The organism is Marinomonas sp. S3726 (assembly GCF_000967665.1).
Taxonomy (GTDB): Bacteria; Pseudomonadota; Gammaproteobacteria; order Pseudomonadales; family Marinomonadaceae; genus Marinomonas.
Window position 1 is genome coordinate 1 of sequence record NZ_JXYC01000005.1, and the last position, 26,191, is coordinate 26,191.

At 41.8% G+C, this 26,191-nt stretch carries 25 protein-coding genes; 13 read left to right on the plus strand and 12 right to left on the minus strand.

What is annotated here, in order from left to right; translation table 11 throughout:
- Nucleotides 1-516 precede the first annotated feature (516 nt).
- Entirely contained in the window at nucleotides 517-852 is a 336-nt protein-coding gene (locus TW85_RS04645) for a hypothetical protein (protein WP_046015937.1), read from the plus strand.
- A 192-nt stretch (nucleotides 853-1,044) separates the two neighbouring features.
- Complete coding sequence (locus TW85_RS04650) at nucleotides 1,045-1,491, plus strand: GNAT family N-acetyltransferase (RefSeq protein WP_046016063.1); 447 nt, start codon at nucleotides 1,045-1,047, stop codon at nucleotides 1,489-1,491.
- Nucleotides 1,492-1,521: 30 nt separating this feature from the next.
- On the opposite strand, the gene TW85_RS04655 is transcribed toward TW85_RS04650, so the two are convergent.
- Nucleotides 1,522-1,773, minus strand: coding sequence for an RNA-binding protein (locus tag TW85_RS04655; RefSeq protein ID WP_046015938.1), 252 nt, complete (start codon nucleotides 1,771-1,773; stop codon nucleotides 1,522-1,524).
- 272 nt (nucleotides 1,774-2,045) lie between these two features.
- Between TW85_RS04655 and TW85_RS04660 the strand changes: the two genes are divergently transcribed.
- Nucleotides 2,046-3,650 carry a methyl-accepting chemotaxis protein gene (locus TW85_RS04660; protein WP_052701873.1) on the plus strand — a complete coding sequence of 535 codons (1,605 nt, stop codon included), beginning with the start codon at nucleotides 2,046-2,048 and terminating at the stop codon, nucleotides 3,648-3,650.
- A gap of 21 nt (nucleotides 3,651-3,671) precedes the next feature.
- Here TW85_RS04660 and TW85_RS04665 read toward each other — a convergent pair whose 3' ends face one another.
- Nucleotides 3,672-4,637 (minus strand): LysR family transcriptional regulator, encoded by a 966-nt coding sequence (locus TW85_RS04665; RefSeq protein WP_046015939.1) that lies wholly within the window; start codon nucleotides 4,635-4,637, stop codon nucleotides 3,672-3,674.
- Between the two features lie 119 nt (nucleotides 4,638-4,756).
- Between TW85_RS04665 and TW85_RS04670 the strand changes: the two genes are divergently transcribed.
- The 5 genes from TW85_RS04670 to TW85_RS04695 all read left to right on the plus strand — a co-directional run bounded on the left by TW85_RS04670 (nucleotide 4,757) and on the right by TW85_RS04695 (nucleotide 7,217).
- Nucleotides 4,757-4,987 (plus strand): DUF1127 domain-containing protein, encoded by a 231-nt coding sequence (locus tag TW85_RS04670; RefSeq protein WP_046015940.1) that lies wholly within the window; start codon nucleotides 4,757-4,759, stop codon nucleotides 4,985-4,987.
- 206 nt (nucleotides 4,988-5,193) lie between these two features.
- Entirely contained in the window at nucleotides 5,194-5,547 is a 354-nt protein-coding gene (locus TW85_RS04680; RefSeq protein WP_046015942.1) for a TfoX/Sxy family protein, read from the plus strand.
- 147 nt (nucleotides 5,548-5,694) lie between these two features.
- The gene (locus TW85_RS04685; RefSeq protein ID WP_046015943.1) at nucleotides 5,695-6,114 is read left to right on the plus strand and encodes a ketosteroid isomerase-related protein; all 420 of its coding nucleotides are present in this window, start codon (nucleotides 5,695-5,697) and stop codon (nucleotides 6,112-6,114) included.
- The gene (locus tag TW85_RS04690; RefSeq protein WP_157196888.1) at nucleotides 6,095-6,697 is read left to right on the plus strand and encodes a GNAT family N-acetyltransferase; all 603 of its coding nucleotides are present in this window, start codon (nucleotides 6,095-6,097) and stop codon (nucleotides 6,695-6,697) included. The genes TW85_RS04685 and TW85_RS04690 overlap by 20 nt, the downstream gene beginning before the upstream one ends.
- Before the next feature lie 10 nt (nucleotides 6,698-6,707).
- Nucleotides 6,708-7,217 carry a GNAT family N-acetyltransferase gene (locus TW85_RS04695; protein WP_046016065.1) on the plus strand — a complete coding sequence of 170 codons (510 nt, stop codon included), beginning with the start codon at nucleotides 6,708-6,710 and terminating at the stop codon, nucleotides 7,215-7,217.
- Nucleotides 7,218-7,323: 106 nt separating this feature from the next.
- Here the strand turns inward: TW85_RS04695 and TW85_RS04700 are convergent, their stop codons facing one another.
- Nucleotides 7,324-8,286, minus strand: coding sequence for a class 1 fructose-bisphosphatase (locus tag TW85_RS04700; RefSeq protein ID WP_046015945.1), 963 nt, complete (start codon nucleotides 8,284-8,286; stop codon nucleotides 7,324-7,326).
- A 167-nt stretch (nucleotides 8,287-8,453) separates the two neighbouring features.
- Nucleotides 8,454-9,125, minus strand: a complete 672-nt coding sequence (gene rpiA, locus TW85_RS04705; RefSeq protein WP_046015946.1) for a ribose-5-phosphate isomerase RpiA — start codon at nucleotides 9,123-9,125, stop codon at nucleotides 8,454-8,456.
- 265 nt (nucleotides 9,126-9,390) lie between these two features.
- Between rpiA and ilvA the strand changes: the two genes are divergently transcribed.
- Nucleotides 9,391-10,896, plus strand: a complete 1,506-nt coding sequence (ilvA, locus tag TW85_RS04710) for a threonine ammonia-lyase, biosynthetic (RefSeq protein ID WP_046015947.1) — start codon at nucleotides 9,391-9,393, stop codon at nucleotides 10,894-10,896.
- 164 nt (nucleotides 10,897-11,060) lie between these two features.
- On the opposite strand, the gene TW85_RS04715 is transcribed toward ilvA, so the two are convergent.
- Complete coding sequence (locus TW85_RS04715) at nucleotides 11,061-12,014, minus strand: choline ABC transporter substrate-binding protein (protein ID WP_046015948.1); 954 nt, start codon at nucleotides 12,012-12,014, stop codon at nucleotides 11,061-11,063.
- A 64-nt stretch (nucleotides 12,015-12,078) separates the two neighbouring features.
- Nucleotides 12,079-13,599: a choline-sulfatase gene (betC, locus tag TW85_RS04720; RefSeq protein WP_046015949.1), complete on the minus strand. Its 1,521-nt coding sequence runs from the start codon at nucleotides 13,597-13,599 to the stop codon at nucleotides 12,079-12,081.
- A 149-nt stretch (nucleotides 13,600-13,748) separates the two neighbouring features.
- Between betC and TW85_RS04725 the strand changes: the two genes are divergently transcribed.
- The 4 genes from TW85_RS04725 (at nucleotide 13,749) to TW85_RS04740 (ending at nucleotide 19,858) form a co-directional block, all read left to right on the plus strand.
- Nucleotides 13,749-14,675, plus strand: coding sequence for a LysR substrate-binding domain-containing protein (locus TW85_RS04725; RefSeq protein WP_046015950.1), 927 nt, complete (start codon nucleotides 13,749-13,751; stop codon nucleotides 14,673-14,675).
- A gap of 181 nt (nucleotides 14,676-14,856) precedes the next feature.
- Nucleotides 14,857-16,590: an arginine--tRNA ligase gene (argS, locus tag TW85_RS04730; RefSeq protein ID WP_046015951.1), complete on the plus strand. Its 1,734-nt coding sequence runs from the start codon at nucleotides 14,857-14,859 to the stop codon at nucleotides 16,588-16,590.
- Between the two features lie 267 nt (nucleotides 16,591-16,857).
- Nucleotides 16,858-18,747 (plus strand): methyl-accepting chemotaxis protein, encoded by a 1,890-nt coding sequence (locus tag TW85_RS04735; RefSeq protein ID WP_046015952.1) that lies wholly within the window; start codon nucleotides 16,858-16,860, stop codon nucleotides 18,745-18,747.
- A 106-nt stretch (nucleotides 18,748-18,853) separates the two neighbouring features.
- Nucleotides 18,854-19,858 (plus strand): asparaginase domain-containing protein, encoded by a 1,005-nt coding sequence (locus tag TW85_RS04740; protein ID WP_046015953.1) that lies wholly within the window; start codon nucleotides 18,854-18,856, stop codon nucleotides 19,856-19,858.
- Between the two features lie 89 nt (nucleotides 19,859-19,947).
- On the opposite strand, the gene TW85_RS04745 is transcribed toward TW85_RS04740, so the two are convergent.
- The 6 genes from TW85_RS04745 to TW85_RS04770 form a co-directional block, all read right to left on the minus strand.
- Nucleotides 19,948-20,568: an SCP2 sterol-binding domain-containing protein gene (locus TW85_RS04745; protein ID WP_046015954.1), complete on the minus strand. Its 621-nt coding sequence runs from the start codon at nucleotides 20,566-20,568 to the stop codon at nucleotides 19,948-19,950.
- Between the two features lie 34 nt (nucleotides 20,569-20,602).
- Nucleotides 20,603-20,986 (minus strand): DUF971 domain-containing protein, encoded by a 384-nt coding sequence (locus TW85_RS04750; RefSeq protein ID WP_046015955.1) that lies wholly within the window; start codon nucleotides 20,984-20,986, stop codon nucleotides 20,603-20,605.
- 76 nt (nucleotides 20,987-21,062) lie between these two features.
- Nucleotides 21,063-22,382, minus strand: a complete 1,320-nt coding sequence (hslU, locus tag TW85_RS04755) for an ATP-dependent protease ATPase subunit HslU (protein ID WP_046015956.1) — start codon at nucleotides 22,380-22,382, stop codon at nucleotides 21,063-21,065.
- Nucleotides 22,383-22,474: 92 nt separating this feature from the next.
- Nucleotides 22,475-23,032, minus strand: a complete 558-nt coding sequence (gene hslV, locus TW85_RS04760; protein WP_046015957.1) for an ATP-dependent protease subunit HslV — start codon at nucleotides 23,030-23,032, stop codon at nucleotides 22,475-22,477.
- Between the two features lie 204 nt (nucleotides 23,033-23,236).
- A complete protein-coding gene (locus TW85_RS04765) occupies nucleotides 23,237-23,863 on the minus strand; it encodes an SPOR domain-containing protein (RefSeq protein WP_046015958.1) in 627 nt (208 codons plus the stop codon).
- A gap of 46 nt (nucleotides 23,864-23,909) precedes the next feature.
- Nucleotides 23,910-26,141 (minus strand): primosomal protein N', encoded by a 2,232-nt coding sequence (locus TW85_RS04770; RefSeq protein WP_046015959.1) that lies wholly within the window; start codon nucleotides 26,139-26,141, stop codon nucleotides 23,910-23,912.
- Nucleotides 26,142-26,191 lie beyond the last annotated feature (50 nt).

Here is a 26,191-nt window from a genome sequence, read left to right on the forward strand (position 1 = left end):
TGACTGGTTTTTTTTTGCCTGTAATTTATCGAAAGACACATCATAAGCAACCTATCTCTCGTTCCCATGATCCTTCGTGGGAATGCATACTCGCCAGCTCTGCTGGCTAGGCACTCAATACTAGCCAACATACTTGATCTGGAGCTCAAGGCTATGCATTTCTACGTAGGGCATGAACGAGCCAAGTTTTAGATAGAGTCATACTTTCTTCTAACCGTTTTGCACTGACATCTGCTTAGAGTAATTGATCTTGTTGTTGTGTTCATTTTTTAATTAATTAAAATCAATTAGTTATGTAAAGAGCACAAAAGTAACCGCGCCAGTGAGGTATTGTAGCGTTTTGGGTACGTGGATCAGATCTGAAAATCGAGCATACACATTATCAAAGTATTATGTTGTTTTGAAAATACCACGCTAAGAAGGAGAAGTTTTATTAAATTCTTTATATGTTTAGCCTCATTACTTTTTTACCTTTCCAATGCGCTGGCTAACGAACAAAATGAACCCTTGGCATGTATGGCTGGGTCCTCTGCTGATATAGATGGAAGTAAAAGCTTTCCTACTAATGCAAGTTCAATTCGCTTTATCCTCACTTTGGCTAAAAGTTCTGGTGAAATATCAGCAATAAAAATTAGGAACACGGGTGTGATGGAAGGCATGCCGGAAACATGGTATCAATGTTCTATAAATGCCGCCGGAAATATTTATACATGTGTAAATGGAACAAAAGTGGTTTGGTATTATCCAGAACGAAAACACGGCGTAATAGCTAGTTTATCGATTGTAGAAGTCATTACAGAAAATAGAGCTAATGCTGCAGGTATATATAATTACTCTTGTTCTTCATTCTAAAGTGAAAAGTAACATCGTTGATGCTTGTGAAGGAGGCCTTCTTTGTAGGCTTTAGTATCTCCTGCTAACTTTTAAAGTATTTAGTCATTGCTTGTTATCAAGACTTAAATACCTTTACCTAATCTAGTTCTATCTAGACTTTCGCTTTCTAAGGTTTCAATATAAATGAATGTTTTGATAGGAAGGTTTGATGTGAAAATTAGTAGAGTGACACGAGAAGATCTTGAAGAAGTGGAGGGGTTGGTGCTCTCTGTTTCAGAGCAAGATGTATTACCGCATTTTAATGAAGAAGGTAAATCTGAGTTTCTTAGCCGAGTTCTACCTGATATAGAGAAAACTTTAAATAGGGTTAATTTTTACAGCGTCAAGCTAGTATCAGATGGAAAGCTCGTGGGCTTTTCTGCTTTACGAGATGGTAACTATCTAACTCATTTATTCGTCGCGAAAGGGATACAAGGGCAAGGTGCAGGTCGGCTTTTATTGGATCATGTGTTAGCTCAAACATTCGAAAAAGAAATTAGCTTACGTTCCTCAGTGAATGCTAAAGCGTTTTATTTGGCTTATGGGTTTAATGTTGAAGGTGTGGAGTCTGAATTTAACGGAATTCGCTTTGTGCCTATGCAGCTACTAAGAGGTTAGATAAGGCTTTTATCTAACCTCCTAATGATCTTAGTTTGCTGCTTTATCTTCAGCTTTTTTAACTCTTAACTTGCTGCCATCAATTTCTTTGCCATTGAGCTTCTTGATTGCAAGTTTTGCATCTCCAATCTTTGGCATCTCAACAAAGCCAAAACCTTTTGACTCCCCTGTGTCTTTATCAAGTACAAGTGTGCAAGATTGTAGAGTGCCGAATTCTTCAAATAAAGCACGTAGTTCTTCTTCATTAGTATTACGAGCAATATTACGGACTAGTAGTTTCATAAATAACCATTTTTGTAGGTGGGATAAATTTGCCTTTATTCTAGCAGTTAAGGCTTTGAATCAGTATTAACTTCTTAAATTTGCAGCTTGAAATCCTCTGTATAGATACATTGAAATTTTTTATGCGCACTTGTTATATGAAAGATTAGATCGCTACTGCTGTAATAAACTATAAGCAGAGATAATGGAAAAGCTTGATCTATCTCAAATTTATGTTTACCCAATGTTCTATTATTGCTTTGGCTAATATACGGACTGCGAGGTAACAAAAAATGACGCTTAGGCAAAGGTTTTACGTTTTCATCGGATTGATTGTTGTTACTTTCTCAACACTATTAATCATAGAGAATAGTCTTTCGAATACTCACCAAAAAAGCTGGCAAGAGCTACAAGATTCAGCTCTCGCTAGGCAGTCTTTATTGTTGAAAATGTCTCGGGATGCAGGTTATGGCTCATTGATTCATAGCTTTAAAAACTATGTATTACGAGGCACACCAAAATATGTCACTCAAGTTGAAACTGCTTATGCAAAAGTGGTTGAAACGGCAAAAAGTTATCGTGAATTAAACGGTATTAATCAGGCAGAGAAAAATGCCTTGAATGATATTGAATCCACTTTAAAAAAGTACCTAGATGCTACTTACCAAGTACAAAACTTGAAGCAACAAGGTTTAGATATACAGCAGCTTGATAAAGCCGTGAAGATATCTGATGGGCCTGCGATTAAGGGTTTTGCAACTTTAGAGACTGAGTATCAGCAAAGGGTAGATACTTTAACAACAGAGTTCGAGGAGAGTACTCAGAATAGCTCCTTTTACAACTTAACAATACTCGTAATCGCTTTAATCGTGATTTTAGGCCTAGTGTTTTGGTTGAACCGTTTTGTAAATGATAGGCTAAAGACTCTTTTCTCTGCTATTCATAACCTTTCTGAAGGGGATGCTGATTTAACTAAACGAATTGAAATTAGTAAAGATGATGAGTTTGGTGGTTTGGCATGCGAGATTAACAAGTTTATGGATAACATGTCTCGATTGATTGCAGACATACGTAAGCTGTCTCTAAACCTTGAGTCTGGCTTAGAGCAAATTACTTGTAATGCTCAAGGCAATGCTGCTCGTACTCAACAACAAAAGGATGAAACTGAAATGCTAGCGGCAGCAGTTGAAGAAATGTCGAGTACTGCCCATGAGGTCGCTTCTAATACTGCGGATGCTGTAACAGCTGTTGATCATGCAAAGAGAGAATTTGATCTAGGCTCTAACTCTCTAGCAGAAGCGTCTAATGGTATGGGGAATCTGGCTGTTGAAGTGAGAAATGGCATGTCTGTTATTACTGACCTTAAGACTCAATCTGACCGTATTGGTGAAATAGTAGGCGTGATTGGTGAGATTGCGGATCAGACTAATCTATTAGCGTTGAACGCGGCAATAGAAGCGGCACGAGCAGGCGAGCAAGGTCGTGGCTTTGCTGTTGTTGCAGATGAGGTGAGAACCTTAGCTGGGAGGACTCAGCATAGTACGGAAGAAATTCGTTCTATGATTGAGAACCTTCAAACTGGTACAGAGTCAGCGGTTAAAGTTATGGGCTCAAGTGAAGATATGAGTAAAGGGGCTGTTAAGCTAGTTGAAAATGCAGAAAATGCCTTGATCGAAATCTCGCGTGAAATGCAGACTATTGCAGATCTTAATATGCAAATTGCTGCTGCATCTGAGGAGCAATCACAAGTTACAGATGAAATAAGCGCGAATATTCAACGTATCTTTGTATTGTCTGATGAAACCTCTAAAGCTGTGGCAGATAACCGTAATGCCATTTCTAACCTAGAACACCAAAGTGATGATTTAACCAGCATGGTATCTCGCTTTAACGTATGAACATAAAAAGATCACAACCCATTATGGGTTGTGGTTTTCTTTGAATAATACTTCGTACTGCCCCTCTGTTTGATCACAATACTGCTTCCAGCTGTGTTGAATCTCTTTTACTTCATTTTTAAGCCAACGCCTAAAGTTGTTTATTTTATCGTATTTAAAGTGTGGCGCTGGTGCGACTAAAAAGAAGTTATATCGGGACTTCATGAATAAGGGGAGAGGGCTAATGAGTTGACCCTTTTTGATAAGCTCATATACCAAACTATATCGAATCATACTTATACCTTGGCAAGAAAGCAGAGCCTCAATTAATACAGTTGAATCAGACACCTGAAGCCGAGATGGCATCTTTTCATCCTTACAGCCGATGTGTTCTTGAAATAGAGGCCAAATGGCTTCCATATCAGGGCCATTGTCAGCAATGATAGGCAGCTTAGCGAGTTGAGGCTTTATCGCTTGTTTTGGATCAATCAAGGAAGGGTGGCAAACAGGGATTAAGCATTCTTCAAACAATAGTTCAGACTTAAGTCCCTCGTATTTACCTTGACCAAAACGAATGGATAAATCCAAATCTTGATCTTGAAAACTGGCTACGGCCAAGCTAGGGCTCAGTTGAATATTGATATCCTCTTCGGCTTGGAATTTGCCTAAACGGGCAACTAGCCAGCGACTTGCGAAAGAAGGAAGTGTGCTAATAACCAGCTTGTTTGGATGTGGATCCTCTATGATCTCCCTTACTCCTTGTTCTAATAGGTTGAAAGCCTGTTCTACATAAGTGAACAGGTATTCTCCTTCACTGGTCAGTATCACCTGACGAGTATGCCTTTCAAATAACTCTATCTCTAAAGACTGTTCTAGTGTTTTTATCTGCTGGCTAATAGCGGCTTGAGTAACATTCAATTGCTCTGCCGCTGCCTTAAAGCTTAAGCATTGAGCTGCATGACGAAATGCATGTAAAGATTTAAGAGGCGGTAAGCGTAAATTTTTCATTTTTCTTCACTTGATAGTTAAGTTTTTCTTAATTATGACCTGAGTTTTCTCGTTTGTCAGTGTTTATGTTTTGACCGATTATGACGCTATAGAAAAACACAACAGTGAGGTAAAAAGTTATGGCTTTACTAACATCAACACAGAAAAAACTCGATTTAACGCAAGTAGATTGCCTGAGGGCTAATGGTTTAGAAAATCTTGTGAGTCGTTTTTCTAAATTAATGAACAAAATTAACCACAACTGGCGTACTAGAAAGCAGCTAGGCAGGCTTAATCAAGCGGCTTTAAAAGACATAGGCTTATCTCAAGCTGATGTTGCTCATGAACTAGAAAAACCTTTGTGGAAGTAAGTTAAATTTAGTGTAAGTCCCGTCTCCCATCTTGGTTCATCTTTTGAATAACAATGACGATCTAGGGGTCGTCATTGCTTTTTTTTACCTAAAACTATTGGCTATCTGTTTAAAATTTGCGCATATTTTAAAGGTAGGACAGGAAGTTATACCCAAGGAACGCAGTTTTACTGAAACATTTGTTTATTTAGTAAAGGTAGGTGCACATGAAGTATGAAACAGGATTAGTTCAAAGAATTAAGGCGATATTTGACCCCTCTCTAGAATTTCAAGAAAAGGAAATGTTTGGCGGTTATTGCTTCTTATTCAATCGTCATATGTGTATTGGTGTAATTGGAAATAGCTTATTGGCTCGTATTGGGCCTGAGCATTATGCAAAATCACTTGCTAAAAATTATGTCAAACAATTCGATTTTGTTGGCCGTCCTATGGCCGATGTTGTTTGTGTTGAAGCAGAGTTAATCGAATCAGATGAAGAGCTGAAGCAATGGTTAGACATGAGTTTTGCTTTTGTAAAAAGCTTACCTGCTAAAGTCAGCCAATCTGAAAAAGTGGCTTAACTAGATTATTTGCATAATAGCTGAACAACTTACGAAAGCGTGTTAGTTTATTCATTAACGAAGAAAAGCTGTCTGGTTGCGGCATGTCATGACCTAAGTATTGAGCAATATGTTTTACTCAAAAGACCGTTAGTCAGAGTTTTTAATATGAGTAGCAAGACAGCTGAATCGATTATTCGTGCTTATTATCAAGCATTGAATGAAAAGGATATGATTTCGTTTTTTGATTTACTGGCAGATGATGTCATACATGATGTGAATGAAGGCGTGCAGGAACAGGGAAAGACGGCCTTTCGCTTTTTTATGAATCGCGTCAATCGCAACTATGATGAACAAATTTCAGAACTTGCGATTATGTTTGATGAATCCTGTAATAAAGCGGCGGCAGAGTTTATGGTAGAAGGCCGTTATTTAGAAAGTGAGTTCTCTCTACCAGAAGCAAACGGTCAGTATTATAAGATCAAGGGCGGCACTTTCTTTGAGTTACGTGACAACCTGATTGTCAGGGTGACGAGTTATTACAATCTAGCTGAGTGGGTAAAACAAGTTGAGCAAACAGATTACTGATTATTTGTGTGTAACTGGGCCTGCTATGCAAGCTTATTTACCAGATATGGCAAGACTGAGACTTAAGGTGTTCTATGACTACCCTTATTTATATGAAGGTGAGATAGAGTACGAAGCTGACTATTTACAGGCTTACTTAGCTAAGCCAGACTGCTTTTTTGTGTTGGCACTTGATAAAGGCGTTGTTGTAGGTGCAGCGAGTTGCTTGCCTTTAAACCATGCAAAAACAGAATTCCAACAACCTTTTTTAAAAGCGGGCTGGGATTTAAGTAAAGGTTTTTATTTTGCTGAATCTGTTCTTTTGCCTGAATATCGAGGACAAGGTGCCGGCTCTATTTTCTTCCGTTTAAGAGAAGAGATTGCGCTTCAGCAAGAGCAATATGAGTATTTGGCATTTTGTACGGTAGATCGACAAAACTACACTGAGCTAAAACCTGAGAATTACCATACATTGGATAACTTTTGGCATTTACAAGGTTTCAAAGCAACCGAGTTAACTGCCAGATTTGCATGGCGAGATAGAGGTGAGCCTAGGGCCAGTATGAAGAATATGCCATTTTGGATTAAATCAATTACTGCTTAGGGTGATAGCCTTGATTCGATCCGTTTCCATCAATGATGCGGCGCAATTAGCCGAAATATATAACCATTATGTGGCTAATACACTTATCTCTTTTGAAGAAGAGGAGATAAGCCAAGAAGCTATGCTATTGCGAATTCAAGAAACGGATAAAAGTGCAGGTATTTGGTTAGTACTGGAAGACAAGGCTATTATATTAGGTTACGCCTATTGCACTCCATGGAAAGCTCGTAGTGCTTACCGATTTAGTCACGAAGTCACAATTTATCTAGCGCCAGAAGCGCAAGGTAAAGGGATGGGGACACGTCTCTATCAAGCTTTGTTAGATGCCATCAGTAGAAGACCGATAAAAAATCTTTTAGCAATCATTGCGCTACCTAATGATGCCAGTATCGCATTGCATGAGAAAATTGGCATGAAGAAAGTCGCTCACTTTGAGAAAGTGGGTTATAAGTTTGGGCAATGGGTGGATGTTGGTTATTGGCAAATGAGTTTGCCTGAGGACCCTCTAGTAAAAGAGTGATTAACCTGAGAACTAATCTCTTGTGAGAGAGTTTTTAAGGACAGTTTTTAACAATTAAAAAGCCGATAATCAGAGGCTGATTATCGGCTTTTTGTTATCCGTAGACTTACTTATAGCTTAAGCAAGTTTCTACTTCTTGCGCCGCACCTAATACGACTGCCACTCTTTGGTGAATAGCGTCAGGTTGGATGTCTAGAATACGGTCAGTATGAGTGTGTGCTTTACCGCCAGCTTGCTCGATTAGCATTGCCATAGGGTTAGCTTCATACATAAGGCGTAGCTTGCCCGCTTTACTTGGGTCTTTGTTATCCCAAGGGTAGATAAAGATACCACCGCGGCAAAGAATGCGGTGAACATCTCCTACCATTGCAGCGACCCAGCGCATGTTGAAGTTCTTTTCTCTCGGGCCTTCTGTACCAGCGACTAAATCATTTACATAATTCTGCATGCCTTGTGCCCAAAAACGTTGGTTTGACATATTGATAGCAAACTCTTGAGTGCTTTGCGCAACACTGACTTTTTCAATCGTTTGAATAAACTCGCCTTGGCTTGGGTCGTAGGTATACATAGATACGCCATCACCTGTGGAGAAAACCAACATGCTTGAAGGGCCGTAAAGTACATAGCCTGCAGCAACTTGTTCACGACCTGGAATCAAAAAGTCAGCTTCAGTCGCTGCTTGATCACCTGTTTGACGATAGATAGAGAAAATGGTGCCTACCATTGAATTAATATCAATGTTTGAAGAACCATCAAGAGGGTCAAAAGCCACAAGGTATTCGCCGTCTGTATTTGCAGGCACTATGTCATCTTCTTCTTCAGAGGCAATTGCACGAACAGAAGGCGAGGCGGATAGCGCAAGTTTAAGCATATCATTAGAGATGACATCTAATTTTTTCTGCTCTTCACCTTGTACATTCTCATTACCTGCCATACCGAGAATACCGGCAAGTGAGCCCTGTTGAAGTTTGCCTGAAATATCAATGCAGGTTTTGCTTAAAAGTTGCAGAACCTCTTGTAAAGACGCGGGAACAGAACTTGATGCTAAAACGCTGTTTAAGCTTTGCATGACAGAAATCTACCTTAATAGTGGGGATGAGAGTCAAAGTTGTCGAAATTATGCCACTGGTAGACTTGGGTGTCAGCAGCTTTTAGTCAAAGCGAGTGGCAAAAGGTGAGATATAAAAAAGCCGACTAAAAATAGTCGGCTTTCTCAGGTTGCTAATTATCTAAAAGCTAGGCTTTTAAAGTTTTAACACCTTCTTCTGTACCTAGTAGTAGGACATCAGCTGGGCGACTAGCAAATAAGCCGTTAGTTACCACACCCACTATGCTATTGATCTTATTCTCTAGGCCAACAGCATCTTCAATTTTTAGGTTATACACATCTAAAATTTGGTTGCCGTTATCAGTCACAACGCCTTCGCGGTACACAGGGTCACCGCCAAGTTTTACTAATTCACGAGCAACATAGCTACGTGACATAGGAATCACTTCAACAGGTAGCGGGAAATCACCTAACACATTTACCAATTTAGATTGGTCTGCAATACAAACAAATTGTTTACTGACGGCTGCCACTATTTTCTCGCGAGTCAGTGCAGCACCGCCACCTTTAATCAAATGCAGGTGGTTGTTAGATTCGTCAGCACCATCTACATAAACTGCGATATCTGCAACGCTATTTAAATCATATACAGGAATGCCGTGAGACTTAAGGCGTTCTGCAGACGCTTCAGAGCTGGCAACAGTCGCTTCAAACTTAAGTTTGTGCTGAGCTAGTTCATCAATGAATAGGTTCGCTGTTGAGCCTGTTCCTACACCAACAATGGTGTCGTCTTCAAGAAGGGGAAGTATGTATTCAACCGCGGCTTTGGCAACGGCGAGTTTCAATTCGTCTTGCGTCATTTTCTGCATAACCTTTGTTTAGAGGGCTGGTGGTTCGTATGATTTAGTGACTCTTAAAATAAGCCTGATACGAGATTCTGGCCATTATAAAGGGATAAATTCGCTAATGTTACTCATATCACTAGAAAATATTAGGTTAGACGACTTTCGCCTTTGATAGCAGCGCCGTTAATCGGTATATTTCTTGCTCTGTTTTGAACTTTTGTTCGTGATGGATGGCGATAATGCCAAGCTAATACTAGATATATGTTCTTTAGGAAAGACTATGCCTCATTCAATCATCAAGAAAATTCTACAAGCGAACGTCTATGACGTAGCTGTAGAAACACCACTCGCTCGTGCCAAACAACTTAGTAATCGTTTTGGTAATGAGATTATTTTAAAGCGTGAAGACCTACAGCCTGTTTTCAGCTTTAAGATTCGTGGGGCATATAACAAAATTAGTCAGCTATCACCTGCTCAATTAGCAAATGGGGTGATAGCAGCGTCAGCCGGAAACCACGCACAAGGTTTAGCACTAGCTGCACAAAAGCTAGGGGTGAAAGCCACAATTGTCATGCCTGCTACAACACCTGACGTGAAAGTAAATGCCGTTAGAGGTTGGGGAGCTGAAGTTGTTCTGCATGGTGATGCTTATGATGAAGCCTTTGCGAAGTCACAGGAGATCATGGCGCAATCCGGTCAAGTGTTTGTTCACCCATTTGATGATCTAGATACCATTGCGGGCCAAGGCACCATTGGTATGGAGATCTTACGTCAACATATTGGCAAGATAGACGCTGTCTTTATTCCTGTCGGCGGTGGCGGTTTACTGGCCGGCGTCGCTTCTTATATCAAGTATTTGCGTCCTGACATAAAAGTGATTGCAGTCGAGCCACAAGATGCCGCTTGTTTTAAAGCGGCAAGAGAAGCGGGCGAACCAGTGCGTCTTGATCAGGTCGGCATTTTTGCAGAAGGCGTAGCCGTTGGCATTATTGGTAGTAATACTTTTGCTATCGCTAAAGATAATGTTGATGATGTCATCACAGTCACAACTGACGAAATGTGTGCTGCGATCAAAGACATTTACGATGATACTCGTGCCATCACAGAACCTGCGGGTGCTTGTGCTTTAGCGGGTCTTAAAAAGTACATAGAAACAACAGGTGCTAAGGGTCAAACCCTTATTGCGATTAACTCGGGTGCTAATGTTAACTTTGACCGTTTACGCCATGTGTCTGAGCGAGCTGAGTTAGGTGAAAAGCGCGAAGCTATTATTGCTGTGAAAATTCCAGAAAGCCCAGGTAGTTTCCGCTCTTTCTGCCAAGCGCTAGAAACACGTAATATCACTGAATTTAACTATCGTTATAGCGATCCAGAACAAGCCGCCATTTTTGTTGGTGTTCAGTTAGGTGGTCACCCTCATAGTCGTGAGAATTTATTAGACGATTTAAAAGACTATGAAATCGTTGATCTTACCGACGATGAAACCGCTAAGGTCCATATTCGTCATATGATAGGTGGTCACTTAAGGAGTGAAAAAGGCGAGCTGCTTTATAGTTTTGAATTCCCTGAGCGCCCTGGTGCTTTGTTGAAATTCTTAAACAGCTTAGGTGGTGAATGGAATATCTCTATGTTCCACTATCGCAACCATGGTGACGCTTATGGTCGTGTGTTGGTTGGCTTGCAAGCCGTTGGAGAAGAGACGGATGTGACGCAATATCTTGATGCTTTAGGTTATCCTTATCAAGATGAAACCAATAATCAGGCGTGCCAGTTGTTCTTTAAATAACAGCTTAAAACGCATTTGGTTTAATGCTTTTTGAATGTTAAGAATAGGAAAGCCCGAAAGTGAAAACTTTCGGGCTTTTTTGTTGGAAAGGTATTAGCGCTACACAAAAAGAGGGGAAGTATAGGAACTAGCTTGCCCTTACCAACAAACTTAAGCCTTTAAAATCAAAGTGCGAGATGCTGTTTCACCGCTGCTAGCCCATTGTCGCCTTGATAGGTTGTTACACCTTCAAGCCAAGTGTTCAAGACATCTGGGTTTGCTGTAAGCCATTCTTTGGCTGCGTCTTTTGGCTTTTTTGCATTATTTAAAACCTCACCTATTATTTCATTCTCCATGGTTAAAGAGAATTTCAGGTTTTGTACTAAGGTCCCTACATTTGAGCATTCTTGGCTATAGCCTTTACGGCTTAGAGTGTGAATTGTGGCACCACCATAATTAGGGCCAAAATACTTATCACCGCCAGAAAGGTATTTAAGATCAAAATTAACATTCATCGGGTGAGGCTCCCAACCGAGAAAAACAATGAACTTGTCACGACGCACTGAGCGATTTACCTGAGTCAACATGGCCTGCTCGCCTGACTCTACAACCTTCCAATCACCTAGGCCAAAATCATTGCTATCTATCATTTTTTGCAGGTTTTGATTGGCTGGTGCACCGGCTTCGATACCGTAAATTTTACTTCTAAACTTACTTTCAAACTTGTGTAAATCGGCAAAGCTTTGCACCCCTGCGTCATATACAAATTCAGGGACAGCTAAGGTGAACTTTACGCCTTCAAGGTTGGTGCGAATCTGGTCGATATCCCCTTTATATTGATCAATAAAGCCTGATTGAGCTGGCATCCAGTTCCCCATGAAGAGATCAATCTCACCGCTCTTTAAGCTTTCAAAGCCAACAGGTACACCTAGTAGGAATACTTCGGTTTGATAACCCAGACCTTCTAAAATGGTACTGGTAATACCATTGATCGCACCAATATCCGTCCAGCCAGGGTCAGAGAAAGTCACTTTCTGGCATTGGCTCGGTTCTTGGGCATAGCTTAAGCTAGCGGATAGCGCTAAGGTCGCAAGGGCAACGCTTTTCGCAAGAGGACGATAAGGTAAAATCTGCAACATGAGGAAACTCCTTTGTCGTTTAAATAGCCGTTTAACGGTTTGTGTTGTTATTGTTTTAAGTAAATCAATCGACTTTTGGAAAGCGTGACCTTGCTTCAAGATCATCAAGATCAATGTGGTTTCGCATGTAAAGCTCGCCACTATCAAAGAAAGGCTGGTGGTCCCAGGTTTTCTTTTTGCCTTTATTTAGCGCGCCAACCACTAATCGGCGGCGACGTTGGCTGATAAGTACATCTTGTGTTAAGGCTTCGTGATCCCAACGTTCAGCTGCTTCTGCTCTAAACTGTTTAACCAATGCTTGATGTTCTGAGTCGTTGGCGAGATTGTTTAGTTCCTTAGGATCAAGCTTAAGGTTGAAGAGTTGGTCTGGGTCTTGGTCACAGCAAATGTACTTGTAATCCCCGCGACGAATCATAAACAAAGGGGCGATAGTGCCTTCGCCAAAGTATTCTGCAATCACTTCATCATGACCACCTGTGCCTTCAAGGTGAGGCATTATGCTGCGACCTTGAATTGGCATCGCATAATCTTGCTTTGTCTTGTTGGAGGCGATATCGACAAACGTAGGCAATAAGTCCATGGTCGACACTGACTCAGAAACACGTTTAGGCGTAAAGCGTTTAGGCGAGTGAACTATCATAGGTACGCGTACTGAATCCTCGAAGAAGGACATCTTGTACCAAAGGTTACGCTCGCCCAGCATGTCACCATGATCACCAGAAAAGACGATGATGGTATCCTCATCTAAGCCACAATCTTTTAGGGATTTGAGCACCTCACCAACCTTGTCATCGACATAACTAATAGCACCATAATAAGCGCGTCTGGCATTTTTAATCTGCTGCTCTGTGATGGGCTGTTCATCATAGGCAAATACATCTTGCAGCCTTAACGAATGAGGGTCTTGCTCTGATTTTGGAATATCTATTTTAGGTAGTTCAATGTCTTCATCCTGATACATGTTCCAATACTCTTCTGGAATAGCATAAGGGTCATGAGGGTGTGTAAGAGAAACAGTGAGGCAGAAAGGTCTTTCTTGTTTACCGCGAGCATAATCATGCAGATAGCGTTTTGCCTGAAAGGTCACTTCATCATCAAAATCTAATTGGTTGGTGCGAACGCAAGGGCCAGCTTGAGTGACCGAACTCATATTGTGATACCAAGTTGGGCGTGTGCTTGGGTTATCCCAATTAGGGAACCAACCATAGTCTGCTGGGTAAATATCTGTGGTTAGCCTGTCTTCAAAGCCATGAAGCTGCTCTGGCCCACAAAAGTGCATCTTGCCAGATAAAGCGGTTTGATAGTTTTGTTGGCGTAGGTAATGGGCGAAGGTGGGAATATCGGCAGGTAAATCCGCAGCATTATCGAATGCGCCAATTTTAGCGGGTAACTGCCCTGTCATTAAAACATAACGAGATGGTGCGCAAAGAGGGCTATTACAGTAGGCCGAATCAAAAACAACACCTTCGTTAGCAAGCGCTTCAAGGTTAGGTGTTTTGACTAATTTATGGCCGTAAATGGGCAATGCTGATGCAGCCAATTGGTCTGCCATTAAGAATAATATATTGGGTTGTTTATTTTTCATGAGCTCAACCTGCTTTAAAGTTAAAAAGTGACAAAGTTAAATAAATACAACTAATGCTTAATGCATCTTCTAGCCTTGTGTATTAGGTTGAACCTTAGGAAATCTCCTGTAAACTGACTAAAATATTATGACTCGGATAAGATGAACTTATGCCAACAAATGAAACGTTACCACCACTGCAAAGTTTGGTCGTTTTTGAATCAGCGGCGAGACATCTAAGTTTTACCCGTGCAGCAAGAGAGCTGGGAACAACGCAACCGGCTATCAGTCAGCAGGTTAGAGGCCTTGAAGCCAATTTAAACTGTTTATTGTTTGTGCGTATTTATCGAGGCGTAGAGCTCACCGAAGCGGGAAACAAGTTGCTATTAGCGACACAAAAAAGCCTGCAATCACTCGCGTCTGTTTGCGATGATATTCGCCAACAACCACAAAATAATCGCATAACAGTGGGGACAGACTTTGCTTTTGCAACTTATGGTCTGATGCCAAAGCTTAGTGAGTTCCGAAATTTGTATCAAAATGAGTTCCCTGATATGGATATTCGGCTGCAAACATCTCAAGCGCCTGAAGTAGAAAATAAGGGTGAAGCTGACATAGTTATCCTGTTTGGCGCTGATCATTCCCATAGTCATGATAGTTATCAGTTGCTTAGTGAAAAAGTCTTTCCTGTTTGCAGTAAAGCCTTGATCGCAGGTAAGCAGATTAACTCTTTGGCTGATCTTTTAAACTTACCCTTATTAAAGCTAAATGCCCTGAATGGAAAACCTTGGCTTAACTGGGATGATGTGGCCCATGAGCATGGCTTAACGCTGAACGGTGTTAGTGCTCAGTTAGAATCAGATAATTTTACCCTTCTAGTACAGGCTGCTTTAGCTGGGCAAGGGGTGAGTCTTGCTTGGTCACCCTTGGTCGATGACTTGGTGCAGGCGGGTATCTTAGTCGCCTTCCCCGAATACAGTCATAGCTCGAATAATGGCTATCATCTTATTTTTACAAGGCCCGAGGGGCGAACGCCTTTAATGCAGGTTTTTGCGCAATGGTTATCTAATAGTTTGCAGTACGATCAGCCCAAGTAAGGCTGTATTTTATTGCAACACATTTACTTTAACTCAGCTGTAAATGTGAATCGCCACTTTAGCTATTAAGGTAAAATCGGTTATCATATGTGCAATAAATTTATCGTGAAAACGTCGTCATAGAGCCAGGCTTAAAACACCTTTAAGTCAGCTAGTACAACGTCAATAGGAAAGACTTTCAGTGAATATTCAAACCCTTCTTAATAACCGTATCCAACAGGCTATGGTTGCGGCAGGCGCGGCTGATGATGCCCCTGCACTTGTTCGTCAATCTGCCAAGGTTCAATTTGGTGATTATCAAGCTAATGGCATGATGGGCGTAGCAAAAAAGCTAAAAACTAACCCTCGCGAATTTGCCCAGAAAGTTTTAGATCTAGTAGATTTGTCTGATGTTGCTGACAAGGTTGAGATTGCAGGTCCTGGCTTTATTAACATCTTCTTGAAAAATGATTGGATGTCAGGTGCCTTAGCTAGCCTGCGTAAGAGTGCCCGTTTAGATATCGCGCAAGTAGAAAAAGCGCAAACTATAGTAGTGGATTACTCTTCACCTAACCTAGCCAAAGAAATGCACGTAGGTCATCTAAGATCGACAGTTATTGGTGATGCGGTTGTTCGTACGCTTGAGTTCTTAGGCCACAATGTTGTGCGTCAAAATCACGTGGGTGATTGGGGGACACAATTTGGTATGTTGTTGGCGTATATGGAAAGACTGCGTCAAGAAAATACTGAAATCAGCATGGCTCTGTCTGATTTAGAGACCTTCTACCGTGCAGCGAAAACCTGCTTTGATGAAGATGAAGCCTTTGCTGCTCGTGCCCGTGAACTGGTTGTCGAACTACAATCAGGTGATGAACAATGTCTTGCTCTATGGCAGGAATTTATCAATATCTCTTTAGAGCATTGTGAAGCAACCTACAAAACACTAGGTGTGTCTTTAACGCGTGAAAATGTGATGCCAGAAAGTGCTTATAACGATGACTTACCTAATGTGATAGCGGCACTTGAAGAGCAAAACTTATTGCAAGAGTCTAATGGGGCGCAATGTGTCTTCATGGAAGAGTTTGCTAATAAAGAAGGTGAAATTACCCCGGTTATTGTACAGAAAACAGGTGGTGGCTTCTTGTATGCAACGACTGATTTGGCTGCCCTAAGATATCGCCAAGATGTATTGAACTTTGACCGTGGTCTTTATTTTGTTGATGCGCGCCAATCTTTGCACTTCCAACAAATCTATACCCTTGGCCGTAAAGCCGGTTTCGTTAAACCTGAAACGAGTTTAGAGCACATGCCTTTTGGTACCGTAATGGGAACCGATGGTAAACCTTTTAAAACGCGTTCTGGTACAGTGGCTAAGCTATCTGACTTGCTAGCAGAAGCACAAGACAGAGCGTATAAGCTGGTGGCTGAAAAGAACCCAGAAATGGAAGAAGACGAGCTAGCTAACATAGGCCGAGTAGTGGGTATTGCCTCAGTTAAGTATGCTGACTTATCGAAAAACCGTACCAGTGATTATGTGTTTAACTGGGATACTATGCTGAGCTTTGAAGGTAACACAGCGCCTTATTTGCTTTACGCTTACTCTCGTGTTGCCAGCATAGTGCGCCGCTCTGAAATTGATGTCGCAAATTTGACCGGCGATATTTCTCTGGCTGAATCTCAAGAACGTGCTTTAGCGGTTAAATTGATGCAATTCGAAGAAGCCGTTCAACAGGTTGCTAATGATGGTATGCCTCATAATTTATGTGCTTACCTGTACGAACTTGCTGGCACCTTCATGACTTTCTACGAAGCTTGTCCAATTCTGAATGTGGAAGATGAGCTGAAAAATAGCCGACTACAGTTAGCGTTAAATACGGCATCTACTCTTAAGCAGGGTCTATCTTTGTTAGGGATTGAAACCTTAGAGCGTATGTAAAGTATTGCCCCAAAGCAGTATTTGAAGATAAAAAGCCAACCTTAGGGTTGGCTTTTTTTGTTTTGAATCAAGTTCAGACACAACTTCTATTTTGATTATTTGAACCTCCTTCTAAATCAATAAGCAGAACTAATAATTCCTTTAATCTTAGGCTTTAGACTTTGCATCTATTGGCATGGATATTGGCTGCTTTTTGCCTATTTCACACACACCAAGCTAGCTAGTGTAAAGGTATTCGTGAGTTATGTTGTGAAGATAAGGATAGTCATGAAGATACGTTTGAACTACTCAGTGCGCGCCAAACTAATGTTTATCACAGGGTTAGTGGTTTGCTCTTTTTTACTTTTGTCTAGTATGGCCACATACCGCGCTAACCAAATGTCTGACTTGCAGGACTTAGCGGTAGATTTAAGCCAAGTAAATAGCCAAATGCTCATGCTGCGTCAATATGAAAAGGACTTTCTAACAGAGTTCAATCTAGCTAGTTATCAAGGCTTCGAGCAAGAGTATCAAGCTTTAGCAAATAAAATTGCCAAAGTGGAGCTGGGTTTTAATCAATTTGGCGTTGATAAGTCACAGGAATTTAATGAGCTAAAAACCAGTCTTGAAGAGTATCAGCAAGACTTTATTGGTATCTATCAAAGACACACTGAAATAGGCTTAAACCAAGATCAAGGTCTGCAAGCTAAGTTAAGAGGCAGTATATTAAAGGCGGAAGAACTTCTGCTGATGGCGAATGCAGACTCAAAGCTAATGTTAGATATGTTGACGTTACGTCGTTTGGAAAAAAACTTTATGTTGCGTAAAGATGCGCTTTATCTTGCCCAACATAAACGCCAAAGTAAGTTATTTTATGTGCATATCACCACAAGCAAACTACCTAGTCAGGCCAAAAAACAACTCATCTTAAGTATACGTGGTTATCAATCTGCCTTTACTCAGCTAGTACAGGCTTATGAAGCCTTAGGTCTGACACAAACCCAAGGGTTGCAGGGGTTGATGCAAGCGTCCGCAACGACCACTGTTGATCTGGTTAATAATTTAGATGTGACCTTAAAAGCAGAAATTCAGCAAGTAGAGAAGCAAGCTAGCTGGGTTAATTTGATGGTCTTTTTAGGGGTAAGTTTTATTAGTGTCTGTCTTTTGTTAATGACGACTCGCCTTATCACTAAGCGATTAAACTCATTAAACGAGCACCTTAAGCATATTGCTGATGGGGATGCTGATTTAACCGTAGAACTTAATGCTAAAGGGAATGATGAGTTTGCCTTGTTAAGTGAGTCGTTTAACCGCTTTGTGCGCCAGTTACAGCATATTTTTATTAATACTAAGGATATCTCTCATCAACTTGTTTGTGCCGCTGAGCAGTCTTCTGTGGCGGCTAAGCAGAGTCGAGAACATACCAAGGAACAAGAAATGCAAACCACTATGGTGGCGTCCGCGGTAGAGCAAATGTTAGCAACCTCAAAAGAGATTTCTCAGCACATTCATAGTGCGGCAGATGAAGCCAAGCAGACGAAGAATGCAGCGTTTGAAGGACGTGACTTATCGGATCAAGCAGGGACCTCTATCACCACCTTATCTGGCAGTATCGCTCAAGCTTCTAAGGTTATTCATCAACTAGAGTTAGATTCAGGCAACATTGGCATGGTGTTAGATGTGATTCGAGGTATAGCAGAACAAACTAATTTGCTTGCTTTGAATGCCGCAATCGAAGCGGCGAGAGCAGGAGAGAGCGGCCGTGGTTTCGCTGTGGTTGCTGATGAAGTGAGATCTTTGGCTCAGCGTACCAGTGAATCAACTGAAGAGATTCAAAATCTGATTTTAAGCCTGCAATCAGGTACGAGTCAGTCCGTGGCTGTTATGACAGAGAGTCAGCAGGACATGAACTTAAGCGAAGAACGTACCAAGCAGAATATGGCGGCAATAGAGCAAATTGTGAAAAGCGTGGATAACATTTTTGATATGAACACCCAGATAGCAGCGGCCTCTGAGCAGCAAGCACAAACCTCAGAAGAAATCAGTCGTAGTGTGATTAATATCTCAGAGCTTACGGTGCAAACAACCGCCGGTATAGTAGAGACTGATCAAGCCAGTGAAAACGTTTATCACCTAGCTAGCGAACTGAATCAAATGGTCAGTGGTTATCGAACTTAAGCAGAGCATGATTTACTTCCCTTAGAGGTGACAAAAACTTGCACCTTGGCGTGATATCAGTAAGCTTCTAGCGCGTTAAACTGATTTTATTTGTTAGGGGAAGAGTATGAAAATTTATGTGGCTTACACAGGTGGCACGATTGGTATGGTGCCATCCGATCATGGATATGTGCCAGATGCCGCTTTTGCTGATGTGGTTTTGCAAAAGTTAACTCAATACAGCACAGAGCATGAATTTTCTGTTCACTGTTACCCAGAGCTTATCGATAGTTCCAATGCCGCCCCGTCTGATTGGGTGGCGATAGCCAATGATCTGCAATCTAAATGGCAAGAATATGATGGCTTCATGGTCTTACATGGAACGGATACCATGGCGTATACCTCATCGGCTCTAGCCTTTATGTTACAGAATCCGTCTAAGCCTGTGGTTGTCACTGGCTCTCAAATTCCTATGTTTAAAAGCCGTAACGATGCATTAGATAATGTTTACGGCGCCTTGGATGCCTTGTTAGAAGGGCCTAGTGGTGTATTTCTTTTCTTTGGTGGTAAGTTGATAGAAGGGGCTCGTGCTCATAAAGCAAATACTAGCGCATTGCAGGCTTTCTCATCACCTAATGCCTTACTAAGAGGCGAGCTGGGGATAGAGTGGAATTGGCGCAAAATGCATACTAAAAAAGGTGAACTGATTCAGATTCCTCACATGCAAAATGATGCTGTTACCCTAGTGCCTATTTTTCCTGGGTTACAAGCTGCGCAAATTGAATCTTTGCTTTTCCCTCAAGGCAAAGAAGGCATTATAAAAGGGGCAGTGCTGTTAACTTATGGGGCGGGTAATGGTCCAGATGCTAATCCAGAATTTTTAGCTTTGTTGAAAAAGGCCAGCGACTCAGGCTGCGTTATTGTTAATGTAAGCCAGTGTGGCGCGGGTGCGGTTTCTGCCGGAACTTATGCTGCAGGTTCTGCACTGGTCAAAGCGGGTGTGATTTCGGGCTTAGATATGACCTATGAAGCGGCATTTGCCAAGCTACACTTCTTGATTGCAACGGATGTAAAACCAGAAGTGATTAGAGAAACTTTTACGCAGCCTTTAGCATACGATGTTAGTGTGTAAGTAATTGCTTACCTACTTTGTATTGAAGATTTTATAATAAAAAGAGAAGCAAAAGGCTTCTCTTTTTTTATGCCCAAATCTTTAACTGGCTAAAGCTTATTTTTAACAAAGCGCATACGCGCTTCTAAACGGTCAAGAGAAGTTTCTAACTGCTCAAGGTCTTCTATAAAGTTGGTAAACTCTATCTTAGTGGGTAAAAGGTCTGCTTCTTCTTGAAGATATTCCACTAGGTTAAGTTTAAAGCTTTTGCCTGTTTCTTTGGTCCATTGCCATTTACTTCTTAGTAAAGGCGCTATAAATGACGTGGGTATATCACCAATTTTATCCGCTAAAATACCTTCCCAATCTAGTTCGAAATTGGCAGAAACCTTATGTAAGGTCATGAGGGTTTGGGCGTTACCCTGAATTCGCAAATCTCCGTCAAAGAAGCCATCGCCATCTAACAGTTTGCGGTAAGCAGAAGAGGCTCCTCTTACATGGGTATCTTGGTTTTCATCCAGCCCAGCTTCGTTAACATCTGCTGGTAAACCCAAGGCAAGGCCTTGCTCTAAAATTTGAATCAAAATTAAAAGGTTAAAGTCTTCGACTTCAATTAAGATCTGCTGGCCTGCCAACTTACTCAGTTTTTGCTGAGAAGGCTCATCCTGCACAAGAGCAAGGTTGATTGCATGTTCGACGGCTTTTAAACCAGCTAGCGTAATAAGGCTCATATTTTAGGACCTAAATAAGGTGAGAGTTAGAGGGTTATAGCTGTTTAAATTGAATGCTGCTTGATTGTCTCTGTTGGCCTTCTTGTTCTAGGCGTTGTAAATAGAGAGACCAAAGTTCAGCATGATTCTTACCTATATTATATAGGTAGTCCCAACTATAAAGCCCGGAATCATGACCATCATCAAAGCTAATTTTTAGGGCATAATTCCCTGCTGCTTCTAGATTCATAATCGCCACATCTTTTTTACCATATTGCAAAATAGGTACCTGCATTCCATGGCCTCTTACTTCGGCTGAGGGTGAATGCACACGTAAATATTCGGCACTATAACGAAAACTAAAGCCATTATTAAAAATGAGTTCAAGTTCTCGGCTTTGTTTATGGTAATGGATTTTGCTGGGTAAAGGCTTGCTCATTTGGTATTCCACTTTTTAGGCTAGAAAGACAAAAGAGGTTCAATTGAACCTCTTTTGTCAGTCTCAGTGCAGACTATTATAGGATATATCGGCTTAGGTCTTCATCTTGAGACACTTCACCTAGTTGCTCATCAACATATTGAGCCGTGATCTCTACACTCTGGCCTTCTGGCATATCACTTGCTGAATATGATATTTCTTCTAACAAGCGTTCTAAGACAGTATGTAAACGACGAGCACCAATGTTCTCAGTGGTTTCATTTACTTTAAAGGCCACTTCAGCAAGACGGTGGATACCTTCTTCTGTGAAGTTAAGTGCAACACCTTCCGTAGCAGCAAGGGCAACATATTGCTTAGTGAGAGAGGCATTTGGCTCAACTAATATACGCTTAAAGTCTTCAACGGTAAGAGCATCAAGCTCGACACGAATAGGTAGACGACCTTGCAACTCAGGGATTAAGTCAGAAGGCTTAGATAAGTGGAAAGCACCTGAGGCAATGAACAGGATATGATCAGTTTTGATCATGCCGTACTTGGTGGTTACCGTGCAACCTTCAACTAAGGGTAGTAGGTCACGTTGAACTCCTTCACGAGATACTTCACCGCTTGAGCGTTCAGAGCTTTTAGCCACCTTATCGATTTCGTCTAGGAAGACAATACCGTTTTGCTCAACGGCTTCTACTGCCTTGGCTTTTAACTCATCTTCGTTGATAAGTTTCGCCGCTTCTTCGTCACGTACTTGACGTAGAGCCTCTTTCACCTTCATCTTACGTTTAGTGGTTTTTTCGCCACCAAAGTTAGAGAACATGTTTTGCAACTGGCTAGTCATTTCTTCCATACCAGGTGGTGTCATTATCTCAACGTTAGCGGCTTGTGCTGCCACATCAATATCGATCTCTTTATCGTCTAGTTGACCTTCACGTAGCTTTTTACGGAAAACTTGGCGAGTGCTGCTATCTTCTGTTGGTTCCACACCGCGTGCTGGTGGTAGTAGGGCATCTAGAATGCGATCTTCCGCGGCATCTGCTGCTTTGTGTTGTAGACGCTCGCTTGCTTGTTCACGCAACATCTTGATTGCCATTTCCACAAGGTCACGAATGATGGACTCAACATCACGGCCAACATAACCGACTTCAGTAAACTTAGTTGCTTCTATCTTGATGAAAGGCGCGTTAGCCAGTTTCGCAAGACGGCGGGCGATTTCGGTTTTACCGACACCTGTTGGCCCTATCATCAGAATGTTCTTTGGCGTTACTTCTGCTCGCATAGCTTCTGGAAGTTGCATGCGACGCCAGCGATTACGTAGGGCAATGGCTACGGCTCTCTTGGCAGATTGTTGTCCAATGATATGTTCGTCTAACGCGTTTACCGTTTCTCTTGGCGTCATCTTGCTCATAATCTTATCTCTTCGCTATTCATCATGATCTTGTCTGCATCATGAGGGTATAAATTCAAATTTCCCGCTAGGTGTTAGGGGGTAAATAACCGTTAAACTGCTTGGGTATTATCTTCAAGCTGAGGGTCAATTGTGATGCATTCCACTGTTAAAGAATGGTTAGTGAATACACAAATATCAGCGGCAATTTTTAAACTCTTTTCCACTATGTCTTGGGCTTTCAAGTCTGTGTTATCAATCAGTGCACGTGCTGAGGCTTCTGCATAATTACCACCTGAACCTATCGCTAGGGCACCATGTTCTGGTTCAACTACATCACCGTTACCTGTGATGATCAGGGTACTGTGTTTGTTAGCAACAATTAACATGGCTTCTAGCTTACGTAGGGCTTTGTCGGAACGCCAATCTTTGGCTAACTCAACGGCCGCACGCACGAGGTCGCCTTGGTATTTCTCTAATTGACCTTCGAAGCGTTCGAATAGGGTAAAAGCGTCTGCTGTACCGCCGGCAAAGCCTGCTACAACTTCATTATGGTAAAGGCGGCGAACTTTGCGCGCGTTCCCTTTCATGACGGTATTGCCTAGGGATACTTGGCCATCTCCGCCAACAACGACTTGATTGCCTTTACGTACTGTTAGAATGGTTGTCATTGATCTACTCCAAATTCAATTAAAATAGAAAATGGGGGCAAGCAAGGACTTTTCAAGGATAGAGGTAACACATAGCGAAAAAGTCTTGCGCTTTTGTTACTAAGAAAGCCTGACTAGGGAAACGACGAATCACTCCTCCCGTCTCAGCGTTTGGATAAAACGCCTGAGACTTAAGACGAGAGTCGCAGCTTAATCGCAGTTTCCCTAGTCTTCCTTAGGGATCTTATAGGAGTAAGCTTGGATGTCTTTATTTGCTAATTTATCTTTGGCTCGGTTCATTTTAGAACGTGACACAAAAGGGCCAACCACAACACGGTACCAAGGCTGGCCATTTTCACCTATGGTTTTGCGTATCTTGGTATCCATACCTGATAAAATTAGATCTGCACGCATACGGTCCGCATCTTTATCATTACGAAATGAAGCGGCCTGAATCATGTAGAGGAAATCCTGCTCACCTCTTGGGGTGGACTTGTAAGCGTCTACGTGGCTGGTGTCTACTTCGCTGTCTTGCAGAATTTGGTAAAACTCAAAGTTTTCTTTTTCGTCAGTTTTCTTCGCTTCTTTTTTTACCGTTTGTGGAGCCTGTTTTTTCGGCTCGCTGGTTTTTTTCGGCGCAACTTTCTCTTTGGTAACCAAAGGCGCAGTGCTACTTTCAGGAGACACTTGGCTCAATTTAAACAGGGCAAAAATAAAGGCTAAAACCACGGCAGGGATTAACAACCACATCCACCATTTTACGGGCTTTGCTTTTGCCACAGGAGCCTGATGTCGAGTGGCTCCCTTTTTAGATTGGGTCCCTTTACGGGCCATTTGAATAAAATCGAACATGCTTCTCATTAAGGTTTAAAAAACTTGCCACATTATGCGCACTTGCTTAGTAAGTTTCTAGGGGGTCTACATCAATTGCGAAGCGAACTTTGCGTGATTGCGTGTTTTTTTCTAACCATAGACTTAAATGCTCGACTAACTGATGCAAAGGCGCTCTTTGCTTCGACTTGAGCGAGAGTAAATATCTATGTTGTCCCGCTTTTTTTACTATGATGGCAGCATAGGGGCCTAAATAATTTATTTCGTCTAATTGCTGTTGATCTAACATCAAACGTACTTGTTGTAGCAGGTTAAACGCTTCGTCTTCATCATGGGATTCTGTTCGAATTAAAACTTGATGACAAAAAGGCGGCCAATCTAAACGCTTCCTTTCTTGTAACTCTTGGGCCGCAAATGCTTGGTAGCCTTGATCACACAAGGTCAGTATCGACTCGTGGTCAGGATGATAGGTTTGTAGCAGTACTTTACCGGGTTTACTTGAACGGCCTGCTCGACCTGATACTTGCATGATGAGCTGAGCTGTTCTTTCCATACCTCGATAATCTGCTGAGAATAAACCAACATCCGCATCCATAACGACAACCAAGGTGACATTAGGAAAGTGATGTCCTTTCGCTAGCATTTGGGTGCCGATTAAAATAGCTTGATCATGCTCATGAATCTTATTGGTAATTTGTGTCAGTGCCGACTTTCTTTGAGTACTGTCTCTATCGACTCTTAGGATAGGAGTCTCTTTAAAGGCCTGGCTAAGTTGGATCTCTATTTGCTCAGTTCCTTCGCCTACGGTAGAAAGCTTTTCACTGCCGCACTCTGGGCATGAATAAACCAATGCTTGGTGGCGATCACAGTGATGGCAGTGAAGTTTGTTCGCTTTCTTGTGAACCGTTAAATTAACATCGCAATGTTCGCATTCAGCAATCCAGCCACAAGAATGGCACATTAAGGTTGGTGCATAGCCTCGACGATTCAAAAAAACTAAGACTTGCTCTTTTTTGGCTAGCGTCGCCTGCATAGCGGTAAGTGTGGTTTCACTAAAACCATAAAAGAGGGTTTCTCCTCGTAAATCCACTCGAGCCATTTCAGGTAGTTTTGCATTGCCGGCTCTTTGGCGTAGTTTGAGCCATTGATATTTGTTTTGCCATGCGTTTAAGAGGCTTTCAAAGCATGGGGTGGCACTACCCAGAATAACAGGGACTTTCGCTGCCTGAGCTCTGACTATGGCAAGGTCTCTAGCATGATAACGAAAACCTTCTTGCTGTTTATACGAGGCGTCGTGCTCTTCATCTATGATGATGAGACCTAAATCAGGACAAGGGACAAAGATACCTGAGCGGGTGCCTATAATGACTTTGGCCCGGTTTTGTCGCGCCATGAGCCAAGCATCTAGCCTCTCTCTGTCATTCATATTTGAGTGTAGTAAGACGATATCTGTATTAAATCTATTCTCAAAGCGCTTCAGTGTTTGTGGTGTTAATCCAATTTCAGGGACTAATACAAGCGTTTGCTTGTCTTGTTTGATCATCTCTTCGATTAAGCGCAGATAGATTTCTGTCTTGCCACTGCCTGTGATGCCATCTAATAGAGACACATTAAACTCATTGAGTTTGGGCATAATGGTATCTAGGGCATGGGCTTGTTCTGCATTTAGCGTGTGGGGAACTTCTTTTTGATGTCCATGATGCTCGACATTTTTACTGAAGTGTTTTTGCACCCGCTGAATAAGCTGCTTTTCTTCCAACGCTTTGGCGGCGCTGGCCGAGAGAGAATGTAATGCCATCAGTTGTGGGCTAATACCATTCGCATGACTTTGCACAGCGGCTAGAAAATCTTGTTGTCTTGGAGCGCGTTTTAATTCAGCAGGATTAAATGACTTACCTAGTTCTGTAATACACCACCAATTTTCTGTCCTAAAATCCGCTTTTTCACCTTTACGTAAGAGCACAGGTAAAGCATGAAAAAGCACTTCACCTATCGGATGGTGGTAATACCTCTGGGCCCAGTTGGCGAGTTTAAGAATCTCAGCATCCAATACTGGCTGATCATCATGTAATGAGGTGATGGGCTTAACTTGGTTCTCATCCCATTCAGTCTCATAACTTAAGGCGGCTATGATGGCAAAGCGTGTGCTATTGCCAAAGGGAACTTTAATACGCATGCCTACTTTCAACTCATGCCTTAAGGCAATTGCCTTAGGAACCTTGTAGTCAAACAAAGTGCGCATGGGCACAGCCAAGGCAACTTTGACAAAAGGATGAGGAGTTAATAGCGCTTCATGCATGGACAGGACCTAGCCTTAATCGAGATTGAGTTTGTTATCTTATTGGATTT

Bases quoted from the DNA above. Each gene is read 5' to 3' on its own strand.
- TW85_RS04645 (WP_046015937.1), top strand. From the start codon at position 517: ATGGCTGGGTCCTCTGCTGATATAGATGGAAGTAAAAGCTTTCCTACT.
- TW85_RS04655 (WP_046015938.1), bottom strand. From the start codon at position 1,773: ATGAAACTACTAGTCCGTAATATTGCTCGTAATACTAATGAAGAAGAA.
- TW85_RS04660 (WP_052701873.1), top strand. From the start codon at position 2,046: ATGACGCTTAGGCAAAGGTTTTACGTTTTCATCGGATTGATTGTTGTT.
- TW85_RS04665 (WP_046015939.1), bottom strand. From the start codon at position 4,637: ATGAAAAATTTACGCTTACCGCCTCTTAAATCTTTACATGCATTTCGT.
- TW85_RS04670 (WP_046015940.1), top strand. From the start codon at position 4,757: ATGGCTTTACTAACATCAACACAGAAAAAACTCGATTTAACGCAAGTA.
- TW85_RS04680 (WP_046015942.1), top strand. From the start codon at position 5,194: ATGAAGTATGAAACAGGATTAGTTCAAAGAATTAAGGCGATATTTGAC.
- TW85_RS04685 (WP_046015943.1), top strand. From the start codon at position 5,695: ATGAGTAGCAAGACAGCTGAATCGATTATTCGTGCTTATTATCAAGCA.
- TW85_RS04700 (WP_046015945.1), bottom strand. From the start codon at position 8,286: ATGCAAAGCTTAAACAGCGTTTTAGCATCAAGTTCTGTTCCCGCGTCT.
- rpiA (WP_046015946.1), bottom strand. From the start codon at position 9,125: ATGACGCAAGACGAATTGAAACTCGCCGTTGCCAAAGCCGCGGTTGAA.
- ilvA (WP_046015947.1), top strand. From the start codon at position 9,391: ATGCCTCATTCAATCATCAAGAAAATTCTACAAGCGAACGTCTATGAC.
- TW85_RS04715 (WP_046015948.1), bottom strand. From the start codon at position 12,014: ATGTTGCAGATTTTACCTTATCGTCCTCTTGCGAAAAGCGTTGCCCTT.
- betC (WP_046015949.1), bottom strand. From the start codon at position 13,599: ATGAAAAATAAACAACCCAATATATTATTCTTAATGGCAGACCAATTG.
- TW85_RS04725 (WP_046015950.1), top strand. From the start codon at position 13,749: ATGCCAACAAATGAAACGTTACCACCACTGCAAAGTTTGGTCGTTTTT.
- TW85_RS04735 (WP_046015952.1), top strand. From the start codon at position 16,858: ATGAAGATACGTTTGAACTACTCAGTGCGCGCCAAACTAATGTTTATC.
- TW85_RS04740 (WP_046015953.1), top strand. From the start codon at position 18,854: ATGAAAATTTATGTGGCTTACACAGGTGGCACGATTGGTATGGTGCCA.
- TW85_RS04745 (WP_046015954.1), bottom strand. From the start codon at position 20,568: ATGAGCCTTATTACGCTAGCTGGTTTAAAAGCCGTCGAACATGCAATC.
- TW85_RS04750 (WP_046015955.1), bottom strand. From the start codon at position 20,986: ATGAGCAAGCCTTTACCCAGCAAAATCCATTACCATAAACAAAGCCGA.
- hslU (WP_046015956.1), bottom strand. From the start codon at position 22,382: ATGAGCAAGATGACGCCAAGAGAAACGGTAAACGCGTTAGACGAACAT.
- hslV (WP_046015957.1), bottom strand. From the start codon at position 23,032: ATGACAACCATTCTAACAGTACGTAAAGGCAATCAAGTCGTTGTTGGC.
- TW85_RS04765 (WP_046015958.1), bottom strand. From the start codon at position 23,863: ATGTTCGATTTTATTCAAATGGCCCGTAAAGGGACCCAATCTAAAAAG.
- TW85_RS04770 (WP_046015959.1), bottom strand. From the start codon at position 26,141: ATGCATGAAGCGCTATTAACTCCTCATCCTTTTGTCAAAGTTGCCTTG.